The sequence below is a fragment of the Citrobacter sp. wls717 genome (assembly GCF_005280955.1).
Classification (GTDB): Bacteria; Pseudomonadota; Gammaproteobacteria; order Enterobacterales; family Enterobacteriaceae; genus Citrobacter; species Citrobacter werkmanii.
Genome location: NZ_SZWW01000053.1, coordinates 1 through 16,424 on the forward strand (window position 1 = coordinate 1; position 16,424 = coordinate 16,424).

At 52.0% G+C, this 16,424-nt stretch carries 15 protein-coding genes, 2 pseudogenes and 1 other annotated feature; of the genes and pseudogenes, 7 read left to right on the forward strand and 10 right to left on the reverse strand.

Annotation, left to right across the window (positions count from 1 at the left end):
* The 3 genes and pseudogenes from FDX09_RS19910 to ugd all read left to right on the forward strand — a co-directional run.
* A pseudogene (locus FDX09_RS19910) lies at positions 1-90 on the forward strand (phosphomannomutase); the annotation flags it as partial.
* Positions 91-262: 172 nt separating this feature from the next.
* Complete coding sequence (gndA, locus tag FDX09_RS19915) at positions 263-1,669, forward strand: NADP-dependent phosphogluconate dehydrogenase (protein ID WP_069323513.1); 1,407 nt, start codon at positions 263-265, stop codon at positions 1,667-1,669.
* Between the two features lie 197 nt (positions 1,670-1,866).
* Positions 1,867-3,033, forward strand: coding sequence for a UDP-glucose 6-dehydrogenase (gene ugd / locus FDX09_RS19920; RefSeq protein WP_121529235.1), 1,167 nt, complete (start codon positions 1,867-1,869; stop codon positions 3,031-3,033).
* 59 nt (positions 3,034-3,092) lie between these two features.
* Here ugd and FDX09_RS19925 read toward each other — a convergent pair whose 3' ends face one another.
* Complete coding sequence (locus FDX09_RS19925; protein ID WP_137347751.1) at positions 3,093-4,097, reverse strand: NAD-dependent epimerase; 1,005 nt, start codon at positions 4,095-4,097, stop codon at positions 3,093-3,095.
* 402 nt (positions 4,098-4,499) lie between these two features.
* Between FDX09_RS19925 and wzzB the strand changes: the two genes are divergently transcribed.
* A complete protein-coding gene (gene wzzB / locus FDX09_RS19930; protein ID WP_121529233.1) occupies positions 4,500-5,480 on the forward strand; it encodes an LPS O-antigen chain length determinant protein WzzB in 981 nt (326 codons plus the stop codon).
* 76 nt (positions 5,481-5,556) lie between these two features.
* On the opposite strand, the gene hisIE is transcribed toward wzzB, so the two are convergent.
* From hisIE to hisL, 9 genes are all read right to left on the reverse strand, one after another.
* A complete protein-coding gene (hisIE, locus tag FDX09_RS19935) occupies positions 5,557-6,168 on the reverse strand; it encodes a bifunctional phosphoribosyl-AMP cyclohydrolase/phosphoribosyl-ATP diphosphatase HisIE (RefSeq protein WP_137347752.1) in 612 nt (203 codons plus the stop codon).
* Positions 6,162-6,938 (reverse strand): imidazole glycerol phosphate synthase subunit HisF, encoded by a 777-nt coding sequence (gene hisF, locus FDX09_RS19940; protein WP_038641731.1) that lies wholly within the window; start codon positions 6,936-6,938, stop codon positions 6,162-6,164. The genes hisIE and hisF overlap by 7 nt, the downstream gene beginning before the upstream one ends.
* A complete protein-coding gene (hisA, locus tag FDX09_RS19945) occupies positions 6,920-7,657 on the reverse strand; it encodes a 1-(5-phosphoribosyl)-5-[(5-phosphoribosylamino)methylideneamino]imidazole-4-carboxamide isomerase (protein WP_087855979.1) in 738 nt (245 codons plus the stop codon). Before hisA ends, hisF begins: the two co-directional genes overlap by 19 nt.
* Positions 7,657-8,247, reverse strand: coding sequence for an imidazole glycerol phosphate synthase subunit HisH (gene hisH / locus FDX09_RS19950; protein ID WP_038641727.1), 591 nt, complete (start codon positions 8,245-8,247; stop codon positions 7,657-7,659). Before hisH ends, hisA begins: the two co-directional genes overlap by 1 nt.
* Positions 8,247-9,314 (reverse strand): bifunctional histidinol-phosphatase/imidazoleglycerol-phosphate dehydratase HisB, encoded by a 1,068-nt coding sequence (hisB, locus tag FDX09_RS19955; protein WP_087855980.1) that lies wholly within the window; start codon positions 9,312-9,314, stop codon positions 8,247-8,249. The genes hisH and hisB overlap by 1 nt, the downstream gene beginning before the upstream one ends.
* Positions 9,311-10,390, reverse strand: coding sequence for a histidinol-phosphate transaminase (gene hisC, locus FDX09_RS19960; RefSeq protein WP_087855981.1), 1,080 nt, complete (start codon positions 10,388-10,390; stop codon positions 9,311-9,313). Before hisC ends, hisB begins: the two co-directional genes overlap by 4 nt.
* Positions 10,387-11,691: a histidinol dehydrogenase gene (gene hisD, locus FDX09_RS19965; RefSeq protein WP_087855982.1), complete on the reverse strand. Its 1,305-nt coding sequence runs from the start codon at positions 11,689-11,691 to the stop codon at positions 10,387-10,389. Before hisD ends, hisC begins: the two co-directional genes overlap by 4 nt.
* Before the next feature lie 5 nt (positions 11,692-11,696).
* The gene (gene hisG, locus FDX09_RS19970; protein ID WP_038641718.1) at positions 11,697-12,596 is read right to left on the reverse strand and encodes an ATP phosphoribosyltransferase; all 900 of its coding nucleotides are present in this window, start codon (positions 12,594-12,596) and stop codon (positions 11,697-11,699) included.
* 45 nt (positions 12,597-12,641) lie between these two features.
* Positions 12,642-12,764: a sequence feature (His leader region), on the reverse strand.
* Complete coding sequence (gene hisL, locus FDX09_RS19975) at positions 12,740-12,787, reverse strand: his operon leader peptide (RefSeq protein WP_100250077.1); 48 nt, start codon at positions 12,785-12,787, stop codon at positions 12,740-12,742. Its footprint overlaps the feature before it by 25 nt.
* A gap of 174 nt (positions 12,788-12,961) precedes the next feature.
* Here hisL and FDX09_RS19980 point away from each other — a divergent pair, with 174 nt between their 5' ends.
* The 3 genes and pseudogenes from FDX09_RS19980 to plaP all read left to right on the forward strand — a co-directional run bounded on the left by FDX09_RS19980 (position 12,962) and on the right by plaP (position 16,388).
* Positions 12,962-13,786 (forward strand): SDR family oxidoreductase, encoded by an 825-nt coding sequence (locus tag FDX09_RS19980; RefSeq protein ID WP_038641716.1) that lies wholly within the window; start codon positions 12,962-12,964, stop codon positions 13,784-13,786.
* 41 nt (positions 13,787-13,827) lie between these two features.
* A pseudogene (locus tag FDX09_RS19985) lies at positions 13,828-14,812 on the forward strand (LysR substrate-binding domain-containing protein).
* A gap of 214 nt (positions 14,813-15,026) precedes the next feature.
* Positions 15,027-16,388 (forward strand): putrescine/proton symporter PlaP, encoded by a 1,362-nt coding sequence (plaP, locus tag FDX09_RS19995; RefSeq protein ID WP_003030167.1) that lies wholly within the window; start codon positions 15,027-15,029, stop codon positions 16,386-16,388.
* Positions 16,389-16,424: the final 36 nt, after the last annotated feature.

Here is a 16,424-nt window from a genome sequence, read left to right on the forward strand (position 1 = left end):
CCGGTGGTGCGCCTGAACGTGGAATCGCGTGCTGATACAGCACTGATGGAAGAAAAAACAAACTTGATTCTTGAATTACTCAGGAAATAGAAAAGTGTGTTTTAGAGGGCATTTCAACGTCACCTCATGACGACAGGATTTGGCGAACAGTGTGACATAGGTCAGCAAAAGCTATTCATTCATCCTATTACTGAGTTAACATCTGGACTACATTCAAGCCGCGCATACCTTGCGCGGTGACCACACCTGACAGGAGTATGTAATGTCTAAGCAACAGATCGGCGTCGTCGGTATGGCAGTGATGGGGCGCAACCTGGCGCTCAACATCGAAAGCCGCGGTTATACCGTCTCCATCTTCAACCGCTCCCGCGAAAAAACTGAAGAAGTTGTTGCCGAGAATCCGGGTAAGAAACTGGTTCCTTATTACACGGTGAAAGAGTTCGTCGAGTCTCTTGAAACCCCACGTCGTATCCTGTTAATGGTGAAAGCGGGCGCAGGCACAGATGCTGCCATCGACTCCCTGAAGCCGTATCTGGATAAAGGCGACATCATCATTGATGGTGGTAACACTTTCTTCCAGGACACTATCCGTCGTAACCGTGAACTGTCCGCAGAAGGCTTTAACTTCATCGGTACCGGCGTATCCGGCGGTGAAGAGGGCGCACTGAAAGGCCCGTCAATCATGCCTGGTGGACAGAAAGAAGCCTACGAACTGGTTGCGCCGATCCTGACCAAAATTGCTGCTGTGGCGGAAGATGGTGAGCCGTGCGTGACCTACATCGGCGCTGACGGCGCGGGTCATTACGTGAAGATGGTTCACAACGGTATCGAATACGGCGACATGCAGCTGATTGCTGAAGCCTATTCACTGCTGAAAGGTGGCCTGAACCTGTCTAATGAAGAACTGGCAACCACCTTCACCGAGTGGAATGAAGGTGAGCTGAGCAGCTACCTGATCGACATTACCAAAGACATCTTCACCAAAAAAGATGAAGAGGGTAAATACCTGGTTGACGTGATCCTGGACGAAGCAGCGAACAAAGGCACCGGTAAATGGACCAGCCAGAGCTCTCTGGATCTGGGCGAACCCCTGTCGCTGATCACCGAGTCCGTATTCGCGCGTTACATCTCTTCTCTGAAAGATCAGCGCGTGGCGGCATCTAAGGTGCTGTCCGGCCCGCAGGCCAAACTGGCTGGCGATAAAGCTGAGTTTGTTGAGAAAGTGCGTCGCGCGCTGTATCTGGGCAAAATCGTCTCCTACGCGCAGGGCTTCTCTCAACTGCGTGCTGCGTCTGACGAGTACAACTGGGATCTGAACTACGGCGAGATCGCGAAGATTTTCCGCGCGGGCTGCATTATTCGTGCGCAGTTCCTGCAGAAAATCACCGATGCTTATGCGGAGAATGCGGGTATCGCTAACCTGCTGCTGGCTCCGTACTTCAAAAACATTGCTGATGAGTACCAGCAGGCGCTGCGTGATGTCGTGGCTTACGCTGTGCAAAATGGTATTCCGGTACCGACTTTCTCTGCTGCCGTTGCCTACTACGACAGCTACCGTGCTGCGGTACTGCCGGCGAACCTGATTCAGGCCCAGCGTGACTACTTCGGTGCGCACACTTATAAACGCATCGATAAAGAAGGCGTGTTCCACACCGAATGGCTGGATTAATCTGATTTAGCCTAACCATAAATCCAGGCCCGGAGCGCTCCTCCGGGCTTTTTTATTGTCAAAAAATGGGATTCGGTCAGGTCTGATAGGCGGTGCTATAGCAAATCACGATATACTCATTCAATGCTGAGCCGATCCGCCACAATGCTGGTGGTGTGCTCAACCTCAATGTTTAACTGGAAGAAGTTACAGAGCGAATGAAGATAACTATCTCAGGAACAGGTTATGTCGGCTTATCCAACGGTATTCTGATCGCCCAGCACCATGAAGTGGTTGCTCTGGATATCGTCCCGGCGAAGGTCGAGATGCTGAATCAGAAAAAATCGCCGATTGTTGACAAAGAGATCGAAGAGTACCTGGCGACAAAGCAGCTGAATTTTCGTGCAACGACTGATAAGTATGATGCATATCGTGATGCGGATTATGTGATCATCGCGACACCGACTGATTACGATCCGAAGACCAACTACTTCAACACCTCCAGCGTCGAGTCCGTTATCCGCGATGTGGTTGCAATTAACCCAAAAGCGGTGATGGTCATCAAATCCACCATTCCGGTTGGTTTTACCAATTCAATTAAAGAACAGTTTGGCATTGATAATATTTTCTTCTCGCCTGAGTTCCTGCGTGAAGGTCGTGCGCTATATGACAATTTGCATCCGTCGCGTATCGTTATAGGTGAACGCTCCGAACGTGCAGAACGGTTTGCCGCGCTGTTGCAGGAAGGTGCGGTGAAGAAAGATATTCCGACGCTGTTTACTGATTCTACTGAAGCCGAAGCCATCAAGCTGTTCGCTAATACCTATCTGGCGTTACGCGTGGCCTATTTCAACGAGCTTGATAGCTATGCCGAAAGCCTTGGTCTGAACACCCGGCAAATTATTGAAGGCGTATGTCTGGACCCGCGTATTGGTAATCATTACAACAATCCGTCCTTTGGCTACGGTGGCTACTGCTTACCGAAAGACACTAAGCAACTGTTGGCGAACTACGCGTCTGTGCCGAATAACATTATCGGCGCGATCGTCGATGCTAACCGTACGCGCAAAGACTTTATTGCAGATTCCATTCTGGCGCGTAAGCCTAAAGTGGTTGGCGTGTACCGATTGATCATGAAAAGTGGCTCTGATAACTTCCGTGCATCTTCTATTCAGGGGATCATGAAGCGTATTAAAGCCAAGGGCGTACCCGTTATTATTTATGAACCGGTCATGGAAGAGGATGAATTTTTCCACTCTCGGGTAGTTCGCGATCTAAACGCGTTTAAAAATGAAGCGGATGTTATTATTTCTAATCGAATGACGTCTGAATTGGCAGATGTTGCAGAAAAAGTATATACCCGCGATTTGTTCGGTAGTGATTAATCATCATCTCGACAAAAAAGGCCTTATTAAAGGCCTTTTTATTTTAAGCAGGTTACTAATTAAACGTTGTAGAAATCACGGTACCAGTCAACAAAGTTCTTAACCCCATCTTTAACCGTTGTTGTAGGTTTAAAACCAATAACGTCATACAGTGCTTTGGTGTCCGCGCTGGTTTCCAGCACATCACCGGGTTGTAGCGGGAGCATATTTTTTGTCGCGTCGATGCCAAGAGCTTCTTCCAGAGCTTTGATATAATCCATCAGTTCAACCGGTGAACTATTGCCGATATTGTAGACGCAATACGGCGCGGAGCTGGTTGCCGGGGAACCGCTTTCAACAGTCCACTCCCCGTTGGGCGCAGGAATGACATCCTGCAAGAGAATAATTGCTTCTGCGATATCACCAATATAGGTAAAGTCACGCTTCATTTTGCCGTAGTTATAGACGTCAATACTTTTCCCTTCCAGCATCGCTTTGGTGAATTTGAATAGCGCCATATCCGGGCGACCCCACGGACCGTATACGGTAAAGAAACGCAGGCCGGTTGTGGGCAATCCGTACAGATGAGAATACGTATGGGCCATCAGTTCGTTGGCTTTTTTGGTTGCAGCATACAGGGATACGGGGTGATCGACGGAATCATCAGTTGAGAAAGGCATTTTGCGATTCATGCCGTATACCGAGCTCGAAGAGGCATAAAGTAAATGCTGAATTTTATTATGCCGACAACCTTCCAGTATGTTCAGAAAACCTGTGAGATTGGAGTCTGCGTAAGCATGAGGATTTTCGAGTGAATAGCGTACGCCAGCCTGGGCAGCGAGATGGATCACACGATCAAAATGCCCGGATGCGAAGAGTGCTGACATGCTTTCCCGGTCGGCTAAATCAATCTTATGAAACTGGAAGCCGGGGTGTACCAGCAGATCCAGACGGGCCTGCTTTAGACTCACGTCGTAGTAATCGTTCAGATTATCGATACCGACGACTTGATGGCCAGCCTCAAGGAGGCGTTTGCTAACATGGAAGCCGATGAAACCAGCAGCCCCCGTAACCAGGTATTTCATGTTCGTTCCTCTTTTCGGCTAAAAAGCAGCCAGGCACTATCTGGTGCGACGAAAAGTGAAATAATACCGTCAGATGGCAAAAAAGCTAATGGTTATCCTTTTTACGCATGCCATTTTTAGTGGTAAGTTAATAAATATTCATGCCGTGAATTTTTAATTAACGAGAATGTCTGGCATTTACGCTTGATGACATTTAACCCGCTGTTTGACGCTTTTCCTGCAAAGAGTGGCCATTCAGTATTGACACTTTTTTTAAATTCCTTCCTTTTTTCTCAAGTGACTAAAATACCAATCAAAATCTCTCAATCAATTTGATTTTTTATCATTAATCCTATGGAATTGCTTCAATTTTTAGCTAAACTAATTCGAGTTTAAGTCCTTCCTTCCTTAATTAGGGTATCTATGTCTGTAAGTGATAACAACATGTCCGGGCGCGGTAACGATCCGGAACAGATTGATCTGATTGATTTGCTGATGCAGTTATGGCGTGGGAAAGTCACTATCGTTGTCGCGATTGTTGTTGCCATTGTTCTGGCGGTGGGCTATCTGGCGGTTGCTAAAGAGAAATGGACCTCTACCGCAATTATTACTCAACCGGATGTTGGACAAATTGCCACCTATAACAATGCCCTCAACGTGTTGTATGGCACTAACGCGCCTAAGGCGACTGAACTTCAGACAAATGTGGTTGGTCGTTTCAGTACCTCTTTTTCTGCATTGGCAGAAACGCTTGCTAATCAGGAAAAACCACAGAAACTGTCGATTGAGCAGTCTGTTAAAGGCCAACAGTTGCCGTTAGAGGTCTCCTATGTGGCGAGTTCTCCAGAAGATGCTCAGCGTCAGCTGGCTGAATACATTCAACAAACAGATGAAAATGTTGCTAAAGAGCTGGAGCTTGACCTGGCTGATAACATCAAGCTGCAAACCAGTACTCTTGAAGATTCTCTGAAGACTCAGGAAGTGGTCGCTCAGGAACAAAAAGATCTGCGAATTAAGCAAATCCAGGAAGCGCTGCGTTATGCTGAACAGGCTGGTGTGATTAAGCCGCAAATTCAACAAACCCAGGATGTTACGCAGGACAGCATGCTGTTGCTGGGTAGCGATGCCCTGAAATCTATGGTTGAACACGAGGCTACGCGTCCTTTGATATTGTCTGATAACTACTTCCAGACAAAACAAAAACTGCTGGATATCAGAAATCTTAAGCTTGAAGGGGCAGAGTTGCACTCTTATCGCTACGTGATGAAACCAACGTTACCGATTCGTCGTGACAGTCCGAAAAAAGCCATTACCCTGGTACTGGCCGTTCTGCTGGGGGGAATGATTGGTGCAGGTATCGTGCTGGGGCGAAATGCGCTGCGTGGTTACAAAGCCAGAGCGTAGCAGGCCGAAGGCAGTTTTATTCTGAGCACAAAAAAACCGGGCAGTTCACAGCGCCCGGTTTTTTTACGTCTGCCGATTACTGATGACGCTTACGTAAGTTCTCAATCACGGTGGTCAGATCAAGCTCCTGATCCTGTAGCAGAACCAGCAGGTGGTACATCAGGTCAGAAGCTTCATTCGTCAGTTCAAAACGATCGTGCACGGTGGCGGCCAGTGCGGTTTCCACGCCTTCTTCCCCCACTTTCTGCGCAATACGTTTGGTGCCACTGGCATACAGCTTCGCCGTGTAAGAGCTTGCCGGATCGGCGGTTTTACGCTCAGCCAGTAGTTGTTCTAACTGATACAGGAACAGCCACTGGTGACTGGTGTCAGCAAAGCAGCTTGAGGTGCCTTTGTGGCAGGTTGGCCCAATCGGGTTAACCAGCACCAGCAGGGTGTCGTTGTCGCAGTCAGGCGCGATGTTAACCACATTAAGAAAGTTGCCAGAGGTTTCACCTTTGGTCCACAGCCGTTGTTTGGTCCGCGAGAAAAAAGTTACCTTACCGCTTTCAAGCGTTTTATCCAGCGCCTCCGGGTTCATATAACCCAGCATCAATACTTCGCCGGATACCGCATGCTGCACCACGACCGGCATCAATCCGTCGGTTTTTTCCCAGTCCAGTTCGCGACATTGTTCCTTCGTTAACATATCCTGATCTCCACGCCCTGTGTTGCCAGGTACGTTTTTAACTCGCCAATATTGATAATTTGTTTGTGGAAAACGGAAGCGGCAAGCGCGCCGTCAACGTCAGCATCACGGAAGGCTTCGAGAAAGTGTTCCATGGTGCCTGCGCCACCGGAGGCAATCAGCGGTACGTGGCAAACGTCGCGCACTTTTCTCAGCTGTTCCAGGTCGTAGCCGTTACGCACACCGTCCTGATTCATCATGTTCAGCACGATTTCGCCTGCGCCACGTTTCTGCACTTCCTGCACCCAATCCAGCGTTTCCCACTGCGTGATGCGGGTACGACTCTCATCACCGGTATACTGGTTAACGTGATATTTACCGGTTGCGGCGTCATACCAGGTATCGATACCCACCACGATGCACTGTACGCCAAAGCGGTCCGCCAGACGCGTGATAAGCTCCGGGTCAGCCAGCGCCGGGGAGTTGATGGAGATTTTATCCGCCCCGAAGGAGAGAATACGCGCCGCATCATCAATGGACTTAATCCCACCGGCAACGCAGAACGGAATGTCGATCACTTCCGCCACGCGCGATACCCAGCTTTTATCGACTACACGGCCATCGCTGGAGGCGGTGATATCGTAGAAGACCAGTTCATCTGCGCCTTCATCGGCATAGCGTTTTGCCAGCGGAACGATGTCGCCAATAATCTCGTGATTGCGAAACTGGACGCCTTTTACCACCTGTCCATCGCGAACGTCCAGACAAGGAATTATGCGTTTTGCCAGCATTGGATGGCCTCCTCAACGGTGAACTTACCTTCCAACAGGGCTCGTCCGACGATCACGCCGCCAACCCCAGTCCCGCGCAGGGCGGCTACGTCCTCAATTCCACCTATACCGCCAGATGACTGAAACGCCACCTGCGGATATTTAGCGCACACTTCTTCATAAAGCGCGACGTTTGAACCCGCCAGCGTACCGTCGCGGGAGATATCAGTGCACAGCACATGCTTCAGACCAACGGGTAAATAGGTTTCCACCAGCTCTTCCAGTGAAACCCCGGAATCTTCCTGCCAGCCGCTGACCGCAACCTGTTTATTACCGTGTTCGTCAATGCGTACGTCCAGCGCCAGCACCAGCGCGTCGGCGCCAAAACGGGTAAACCAGCTCTTCACTTCCTCAGGGGATTTTACCGCCGTCGAACCGACCACCACGCGCGCCACGCCGGCGTCAAGCAGTGCCGCAACGTCCGCTTCAGTACGCACACCGCCGCCAACCTGTACCAGAACATTGACGCCCGCGACCAGCGTTTTAATCAGTGGTATTTGTCGTTTCTGCGGATCTTTTGCCCCGGTCAGATCGACCAGGTGCAGTACCTGTGCGCCTTGTGCCGCGTAATCCTGCAGGCGGGGCAGTGGATCGTTGCCGTAATCACGTTGCTGTGCGTAATCACCCTGATGAAGACGCACCACCGTGCCGTCGATTAAATCTAATGCCGGAATAATCATTACATCTCCAGAAAGTTTTTCAGCAACTGCGCCCCAGCCGCACCCGAACGTTCCGGGTGGAACTGCACGCCAAAGAAATTGTCCTTTTGGACTGCCGCGGTAAACGGTTCACCGTAATGACACTGGGCGATGGTCCATGGGTTCACTGGCATCGCGTAGCTGTGGACAAAGTAGAAATACGCCCCATCGTCAATACCCTGGAACAGACGATTGCCTGCTTGTGGATACACACGGTTCCAGCCCATATGCGGCAGCGGCAGGCCAAAATCGGTCATTTTGGGGACGTCTTGTTCAATAATGCCCAGCAGGGAGACACCGTTACTCTCTTCGCTGCGGCGACCAAGCAGTTGCATGCCTAAGCAGATCCCCAGCACCGGTTGCGTACAGGCTTTAATCAGTTCAATAAGTTCACGCTCGTGCAACTGGTCCATGGCCGCCTGCGCAGTACCAACGCCGGGTAGAAACAGCTTATCGGCCCGGAGCACCACATCCGCATCGCGGCTGACAACCGGGTCGTATCCATGGCGCGCAACGGCGGATTTCACCGAATTCAGGTTGGCGCAGCCGGTATCCAGGATCACTACGTTCATTACAGCACTCCTTTTGAGGAGGGTAGCGTATCGCCTTCTACGCGAATCGCCTGACGCAGCGTGCGGCCAAAGGCTTTAAACAGGCTTTCCACACGGTGGTGGTCATTTTTTCCTTTGGTTTTCAGGTGCAGGGTGACGCCCATGGTGTAGGAGAGTGAGCGGAAGAAGTGTTCAATCATCTCTGTGCTCAGATCGCCAACGCGCTGGTAGGTAAACTCAGCGCGGTATTCCAGGTGCGGACGTCCGGAGATATCCAGCGCGCAACGTGCCAGACATTCGTCCATCGGCAGGACAAAACCAAAACGGTTGATACCACGTTTATCACCTAATGCCAGCTTTAAGGCCTCACCCAGCGCCAGACCGGTATCTTCTACGGTGTGGTGATCGTCAATATACAGATCGCCTTTGACGGCTATCTCCATACGGAAACCGCCGTGGGTGGCGATTTGATCCAACATGTGGTCAAAGAAGCCAACGCCAGTATTGATTTTGCTTTGGCCTTCGCGGTCCAGCCAGACTTTGACGTCAATCTGCGTTTCTTTGGTATTGCGCTCAACGTGCGCGTAGCGGTCACGTTTGGTCAACTGCTCGCCGATCATCGCCCAGGTCAGGGTGTCCCGGTGATAGCGTAATCCGCTAATCCCCATGTTTTCAGCCAGTTGAATATCTGTGGCACGATCGCCAATGACGTAGCTGTTCTCGGTGTCCATAGCCTGTTCAACCAGATATTGCTCAACCAGCTTCACTTTTGGCTTACGGCAATCACACTCATCGGCCGGCAAGTGCGGGCAAATCAGCACGTCATCAAACCTCACGCCCTGAGAGGTGAATATTTGCATCATCAGATTATGCGGGCCGTCAAAATCAGCCTGTGGAAAGCTCTGGGTTCCCAGTCCATCCTGGTTGGTGATCATCACCAGCTTAAAACCCGCTTTTTGCAGCTTCAGTAAAACGGGAACGACTTCCGGCTCAAAAGCCAGTTTGTCAAAGCGATCGATCTGAAAGTCACTTGGCGGTTCGGAAATCAGGGTTCCATCACGGTCAATAAAAAGATACTTCTGGCTCATACTTGCTCCGCACGTAAGGCGTCAATGACGCGCTGGCTCTCTTCACGGGTTCCGACAGTAATACGCAGGCAGCCGCTTAACGAAGGTTGTTTGTTCTGGTCTCGTAAGATAATGCCCTGATCCCACAAAGATTTAAATACGCTGCTGGAGGCGGTGAAGCGCGCCAGAACATAGTTGGTTTCAGAATCGAAAACCTGTTCTACACAGCGAATTGTTTTCAGGTTCTCCACCAGGTACTGACGCTCTTGCAGGATCTGCTGGATGCGTTGGCGCATGGCGGCAACGCCTTGCGGCGTCAGCGCCTGGGCGGCGATATCCGCCACCGGTGTAGAGAGCGGGTAAGGGGCGATCACCTTTAACAGCAGATTGATAATTTCTTCATTTCCCAGCGTAAACCCGCAGCGTAAACCGGCGAGAGCAAACGCTTTGGACAGTGTGCGTAAAATTACCAGGTGCGGATATTCAGACAGCCAGCCCGCCAGCGTGGCCTGCGGGCAAAACTCGATATACGCTTCATCGGCAACCACGATAGCTTTACCCTGCGTCATATCGAGCAGCGAACGCAGATCCTGCGGCTTAATCAACTGGCCCGTTGGGTTATTAGGGCTGCATACGTAGACCACCTTCACACCATCAAGCTTGTCCGCGATACCTTGTAAATCCAGTTGCCAGTCGTCAAGTGTCGGGACGGTACGGCATTCAACGCCAATCGTTTCAGCGCTGACGCTGTACATGCCGTAAGTCGGCGGACAGTACAGAATCGCATCTTTACCCGGCTCGCAAAAAGCGCGCACCAGCAGCTCGATCCCTTCATCTGCGCCACGACTGACCAGCACCTGCTCCGGCTTGACGCCTGCATACTGCGCGTAATTCTCAATCACGGCTTTCGGCTGGCACTCCGGATAGCGGTTCAGCGTTTGCTGACTTAGCTGAAACTCAACGGCGGTGGGATATTCATTCGCATTGAGCCAGACGTCGCCGTTACCGCCAAGACGGCGGGCAGACTGATAAGGCGTTAACTCGCGGACATTCTTACGGGCTAAATCAGTGACGCTGAGAAAGTTGTCAGTGCTCATGCTTGCTCCTTCAGGGCGTTAACGCGCAGGGTGACGGCATTTTTGTGGGCGGTCAGCAACTCAGCCGCGGCCAGGGTTTCAATGGTGGCGGCCAGCGCAGAGAAACCTTGTGGTGTTAATTCCTGTACGGTCATCCGTTTCTGGAAATCAGCCAGCCCCAGACTGGAACAGGTTGTGGTATAGCCGTAAGTTGGCAGCACGTGGTTAGTGCCGGAAGCATAGTCGCCTGCGGATTCCGGCGACCAGTCACCAAGGAACACCGAACCGGCGCTTGTTATGCCTTCCACCAGCTCACGTGCGTTGCGGGTCTGAATGATCAGGTGCTCCGGACCGTAGGCGTTGGAGATTTCAACGCACTGTGCCAGATCTTTCGCCACGATTAAACGGCTGGCGGAGAGCGCCTGACGCGCGGTGTCGGCGCGGGACAGCTCGGCGAGCTGGCGTTCAACGGCTTCGGCCACGCCTTCGGCAAGCTTAGCGTCCGGCGTTAGCAGGATCACCTGCGAGTCCGGGCCGTGCTCGGCCTGAGAGAGCAGGTCGGAGGCGACAAAATCCGGCGTTGCGCCGCTGTCGGCGATAACCAATACTTCGGACGGTCCGGCGGGCATATCGATTGCCGCGCCGTCAAGACGCTGGCTGACCTGGCGCTTGGCTTCGGTCACATAGGCGTTGCCCGGCCCAAAGATTTTATCGACTTTTGGAATAGACTCCGTGCCCAGTGCCAGCGCGGCAATGGCCTGTGCGCCGCCCACGTTAAACACTTCTTTCACGCCACAGAGTTGCGCGGCGTAGAGGATTTCATCGGCAATCGGCGGCGGCGAGCACAGCACCACTTTTTTACAGCCCGCGATACGCGCCGGGGTCGCCAGCATTAATACAGTAGAGAACAGCGGTGCCGATCCCCCTGGAATATACAGGCCCACGGAAGCGATGGGGCGGGTAACCTGCTGGCAGCGCACGCCCGGCTGGGTTTCGATATCCACCGGCGGCAGGATCTGCGCGCTGTGGAAAGTATCAATATTACGTACTGCCGCCTGCATGGCTTGTTTCAGCTCGTCGCTCAGACGATTCCCGGCCTGCTGAATTTCTTCCTCAGTGACGCGCAGCGCGCCGACCTCGGTTTTATCAAACTTCGCGCTGTATTCGCGCAATGCCTGGTCGCCGTTGTTTTTGACATTTTCAAGGATCTCGGCCACCGTGCGGCTAATGCTTTCAGAGGCTGAAATCGCCGGGCGCATCAGTAATTCGCGCTGCTGCCCAGGGCTACAGCTATTCCAGTCAATCAGGGTATTGAAGCTCATGGTCGTTACTCCATCATCTTCTCAATCGGCAGCACCAGAATAGAGCTGGCGCCGAGCGCTTTCAGTTTTTCCATTGTTTCCCAGAACAGGGTTTCGCTGCTGACCATGTGCATGGCCACGCGCTGCTGATCACCCGCCAGTGGCAGAATGGTTGGGCGCTCAGCGCCAGGCAGCAGGGCGATAACTTCGTCCAGACGCTCGCTCGGTGCGTGCATCATGATGTATTTGGATTCGCGAGCCTGAATAACCCCCTGGATGCGGGTCAGTAGTTTGTCGATCAGTTGCTGTTTGGCTGCGGCCATTTCGCCATCGCGCTGAATCAGACACGCTTTAGAGCGGTAAATCACTTCCACTTCACGCAGACCATTAGCTTCAAGCGTCGCGCCGGTTGACACCAGATCGCAGATTGCATCGGCCAGGCCCGCGCGGGGCGCGACTTCGACAGAACCGTTTAACAGACAGGATTTAAATGACACTCCTTTTTGATCGAGGTAACGCTTGAGCAGGTGCGGGTAAGAGGTGGCGATACGCTTCCCGTTCAGTTCTGCCGGGCCATCCCAGGCTTCATCAACCGGCGTCGCCAGCGAAAGACGGCAGCCGCCGAAGTCCAGACGACGCAGGGTAAAATAGCGAGGATCTTCACCCTGTGCCCGACGGTTGAGCAGCTCTTCTTCCAGAACGTTTTCCCCAATAATGCCCAGATCAACGACGCCGTCCATCACCAGACCCGGGATATCGTCATCACGCACGCGCAGGATATCAATCGGCATATTTTCTGCCATCGCAATTAAGCGCTGGGTGTGAAGATTAATTTTAATGCCGCAACGGGCCAGTAATTCGCGTGAATCGTCGCTTAAACGGCCTGATTTCTGCATAGCTATGCGTAAACGGGTGTTGTCTAACATTGTTTGTTCCTCGTTATCCTGTCTGAATCAGTTTGGGTCACGCACAAAAAAAAGCCCCCGGAAGAAATCTTCCGGGGGCTTTCTCATACGCTCATGCACCGCTGGAAGATTTAAATGTCTCCCAGCACACATCGCCTGAAAGACTAGTCAGGATGATGGTGATGATGGTGTTTAAATTGAGCGCGTGTCATAAATTTTCTCGATGAATGTTTATTCATTTGATGTCTTTTAACCTAAACCACTTTAGCTACGGAAAGCAAGGGCTTTTTTTGATCATTAATTCATTTCATATTGATACTATGAATTGTCAGCCACCGTGAGCTGGCGTAGCCTTGCGTTATAGGCCAAAAGTCAGGAGAGAAGGCATGAAAAAGGTCGCAATTGTCGGGTTAGGTTGGTTAGGCATGCCGTTAGCCATGTCGCTGGCGGCGAGAGGCTGGCAGGTTACCGGCAGCAAAACCACACTGGATGGGGTAGAAGCGGCCCGTATGAGCGGTATCGAGAGTTACTCGCTGCGCCTGGAGCCTGAACTGGTCTGTGAGGCTGACGATCTCGACGCGCTCATGGACGCTGATGCACTGGTTATAACGCTACCTGCGCGCCGTAGCGGGCCGGGGGAGACATTTTACCTGCAGGCCATGCAGGAACTGGTTGACAGTGCGCTGGCGTACCGGATCCCGCGGATTATTTTTACCAGCTCGACGTCGGTCTATGGCGATGTCCAGGGTATCGTGAAAGAGGGGACGCCGCGTAACCCGGTCACCGCCAGCGGGCGTGTTCTGAAAGATCTTGAAGACTGGTTGCATAACCTGCCTGGCACCTCGGTAGATATTCTGCGTCTGGCCGGACTGGTTGGCCCGGGAAGACATCCCGGCCGCTTTTTCGCTGGCAAGACGGCGCCAGATGGAAACCATGGCGTCAATCTGGTGCACCTGGATGATGTCGTTTCTGCCATCACGTTGCTGCTGCAAGCGCCCAAAGGGGGACACATCTATAATATATGTGCGCCTATGCATCCGGCGCGTAACGTGTTCTATCCGCAGATGGCCCGCCAGTTGGGGATGGAACCGCCGGAATTTCGCGGCGGTGCGGATAACGGTAAAGGTAAAGTCATTGATGGCAGCCGTATTTGTAATGAGCTTGGATTTGAGTACCAGTATCCCGATCCGCTGGTGATGCCGATGGAGTGACAGGCCAGCAGAGTGTCGCTGTATACCGCCAGGGGGCGAGTATGAAACCACTGCTGGACGTTCTTATCATCCTCGATGCGTTAGAAAAAGAGGGCAGTTTCGCGGCGGCGTCGGTAAAATTGTATAAGACGCCGTCTGCGCTTAGCTACACCGTCCATAAACTGGAAAGCGATCTTAATATTCAGTTATTAGATCGCAGTGGGCACCGGGCTAAGTTTACCCGCACCGGTCAAATGCTGCTGGAAAAGGGGCGAGAGGTATTGCACTCCGTCCGCGAACTCGAAAAGCAAGCCATTAAACTTCATGAAGGCTGGGAGAATGAACTGGTCATCGGCGTCGATGATACATTTCCCTTTTCACTGCTGGCCCCCCTTATCGAATCCTTCTATCAACATCACAGTGTGACGCGCCTGAAGTTTATTAACGGCGTGCTGGGTGGTTCCTGGGATGCACTTACTCAGGGGCGGGCGGATATTATTGTCGGCGCTATGCACGAACCGCCGGCGGGGAGCGAATTTGGTTTTGCGCGGCTTGGCGCGCTGGAACAGGTGTTTGTGGTTGCGCCGCATCATCCGCTGGCGCAGGAACAGGAACCGTTAAATCGGCGTACTATTCGACGATTTCGCGCCATCGTGGTGGGAGAGAATGCGCATCAAGCGAACATCTCCGGCGTTCAGGTGTTGGACGATCAGGAAGCGATTACCGTTTTTGACTTCAAAACCAAGCTGGAGCTGCAAATCAGTGGTCTGGGATGCGGATATATTCCCCGTTATCTGGCGCAGCGATTTTTGGACAGCGGCGCGCTGATTGAGAAGAAAGTGGTCGGACAAATTCTGTTTGAACCCGTGTGGATAGGGTGGAATGAACAGACCGCCGGGCTTGCCAGCGCCTGGTGGCGGGACGAGATTTTAGCAAATAGTGCTATTGCCGGGGTGTACGTTAAAACGGATGCTGATAAATCAATCAGTTGAGAAAAAATATTTTTTTACAGTTGCTTCAATCTCTTGTTATTTCTCCCCAAATTAGTGCAAAATACGCCGCTTGCAAAAAATGACATTAACCGACGTTTTAATACGCGTCGGTTATTTTTTTGCATCAAACCAATCATTCATAAAAGAGGCCGGGCTTCGTACCGGATAGATACTTACTTAAAAATCGACAGTTGTTGTCGCTGAGGATTAACAAAAAATGGGGCAATTTTTTGCTTACGCGACGGTTTTCGCCGTAATGGAGGATAACCATGTCGCATAACGCTACTCCAAACACCTCTCGCGTGGAATTACGTAAAACGCTTACGCTGGTTCCGGTTGTCATGATGGGCCTTGCCTATATGCAGCCGATGACGCTGTTCGATACATTCGGTATCGTCTCAGGAATGACCGATGGTCACGTCCCGACAGCTTACGCCTTCGCACTGATCGCCATCCTCTTTACCGCACTAAGCTACGGTAAACTGGTACGCCGCTATCCGTCCGCAGGCTCTGCCTACACTTACGCTCAGAAATCCATTAGCCCGACCGTTGGTTTTATGGTTGGCTGGTCATCGCTGCTGGACTACCTGTTCGCGCCGATGATCAACATTCTGTTGGCGAAAATTTATTTTGAAGCGCTGGTGCCTTCGATTCCATCGTGGATGTTCGTGGTGGCGCTGGTGGCCTTTATGACCGCCTTCAACCTGCGTAGCCTCAAGTCCGTCGCTAATTTCAACACCGTGATCGTGTTGTTGCAGGTGGTGCTGATTGCAGTGATCCTCGGCATGGTCGTTTATGGTGTGTTCGAAGGGGAAGGCGCCGGTACGCTGGCGAGTAGCCGTCCGTTCTGGTCGGGTGATGCGCACGTGATCCCGATGATCACCGGGGCTACCATCCTGTGCTTCTCGTTCACCGGTTTTGACGGTATCAGCAACCTGTCAGAAGAAACCAAAGACGCTGAACGCGTGATCCCGCGTGCGATTTTCCTGACTGCGCTGATTGGTGGCCTGATCTTTATCGTCTCCACCTATCTGTTGCAGTTGTACTTCCCGGATATCTCGCGCTTTAAGGATCCGGATGCTTCGCAGCCGGAAATCATGCTGTATGTTGCTGGTAAGTTCTTCCAGGTCGGCGCGCTGATTTTCTCTACCATTACCGTACTGGCGTCCGGTATGGCGGCGCATGCAGGCGTTGCGCGTCTGATGTACGTGATGGGTCGTGACGGCGTATTCCCGAAAAGTTTCTTCGGTTATGTACACCCGAAATGGCGTACTCCGTCCATGAACATCATTCTGGTTGGGGCGATTGCTTTGCTGGCAATCAACTTCGACCTGGTGATGGCGACGGCGTTGATTAACTTTGGTGCGCTGGTGGCGTTTACCTTCGTTAACCTGTCGGTAATCTCCCAGTTCTGGATCCGTGAGAAGCGTAACAAGACGCTGAAAGATCACTTCCAGTACCTGTTCCTGCCAATGTGCGGTGCGCTGACCGTTGGCGCGCTGTGGGTGAACCTGGAAGAAAGCTCAATGGTTCTGGGCCTGATCTGGGCGGGTATCGGTCTGATCTACCTGGCGTGCGTGACCAAAAGCTTCCGCAACCCGGTACCGCAGTACGACGAAGATATCGCGTAATAACTGCATTTAGCTGAAAAAAAACGGAGACATGTT

Excerpts from the sequence above, each read along its gene's own strand:
- FDX09_RS19925 (WP_137347751.1), bottom strand. The coding sequence starts at position 4,097 with ATGAAATACCTGGTTACGGGGGCTGCTGGTTTCATCGGCTTCCATGTT.
- hisH (WP_038641727.1), bottom strand. The coding sequence starts at position 8,247 with ATGAACGTAGTGATCCTGGATACCGGCTGCGCCAACCTGAATTCGGTG.
- gndA (WP_069323513.1), top strand. The coding sequence starts at position 263 with ATGTCTAAGCAACAGATCGGCGTCGTCGGTATGGCAGTGATGGGGCGC.
- hisC (WP_087855981.1), bottom strand. The coding sequence starts at position 10,390 with ATGAGCACTGACAACTTTCTCAGCGTCACTGATTTAGCCCGTAAGAAT.
- hisB (WP_087855980.1), bottom strand. The coding sequence starts at position 9,314 with ATGAGCCAGAAGTATCTTTTTATTGACCGTGATGGAACCCTGATTTCC.
- ugd (WP_121529235.1), top strand. The coding sequence starts at position 1,867 with ATGAAGATAACTATCTCAGGAACAGGTTATGTCGGCTTATCCAACGGT.
- hisF (WP_038641731.1), bottom strand. The coding sequence starts at position 6,938 with ATGCTGGCAAAACGCATAATTCCTTGTCTGGACGTTCGCGATGGACAG.
- FDX09_RS19980 (WP_038641716.1), top strand. The coding sequence starts at position 12,962 with ATGAAAAAGGTCGCAATTGTCGGGTTAGGTTGGTTAGGCATGCCGTTA.
- hisD (WP_087855982.1), bottom strand. The coding sequence starts at position 11,691 with ATGAGCTTCAATACCCTGATTGACTGGAATAGCTGTAGCCCTGGGCAG.
- hisA (WP_087855979.1), bottom strand. The coding sequence starts at position 7,657 with ATGATTATTCCGGCATTAGATTTAATCGACGGCACGGTGGTGCGTCTT.
- hisG (WP_038641718.1), bottom strand. The coding sequence starts at position 12,596 with ATGTTAGACAACACCCGTTTACGCATAGCTATGCAGAAATCAGGCCGT.
- plaP (WP_003030167.1), top strand. The coding sequence starts at position 15,027 with ATGTCGCATAACGCTACTCCAAACACCTCTCGCGTGGAATTACGTAAA.
- hisIE (WP_137347752.1), bottom strand. The coding sequence starts at position 6,168 with ATGTTAACGAAGGAACAATGTCGCGAACTGGACTGGGAAAAAACCGAC.
- wzzB (WP_121529233.1), top strand. The coding sequence starts at position 4,500 with ATGTCTGTAAGTGATAACAACATGTCCGGGCGCGGTAACGATCCGGAA.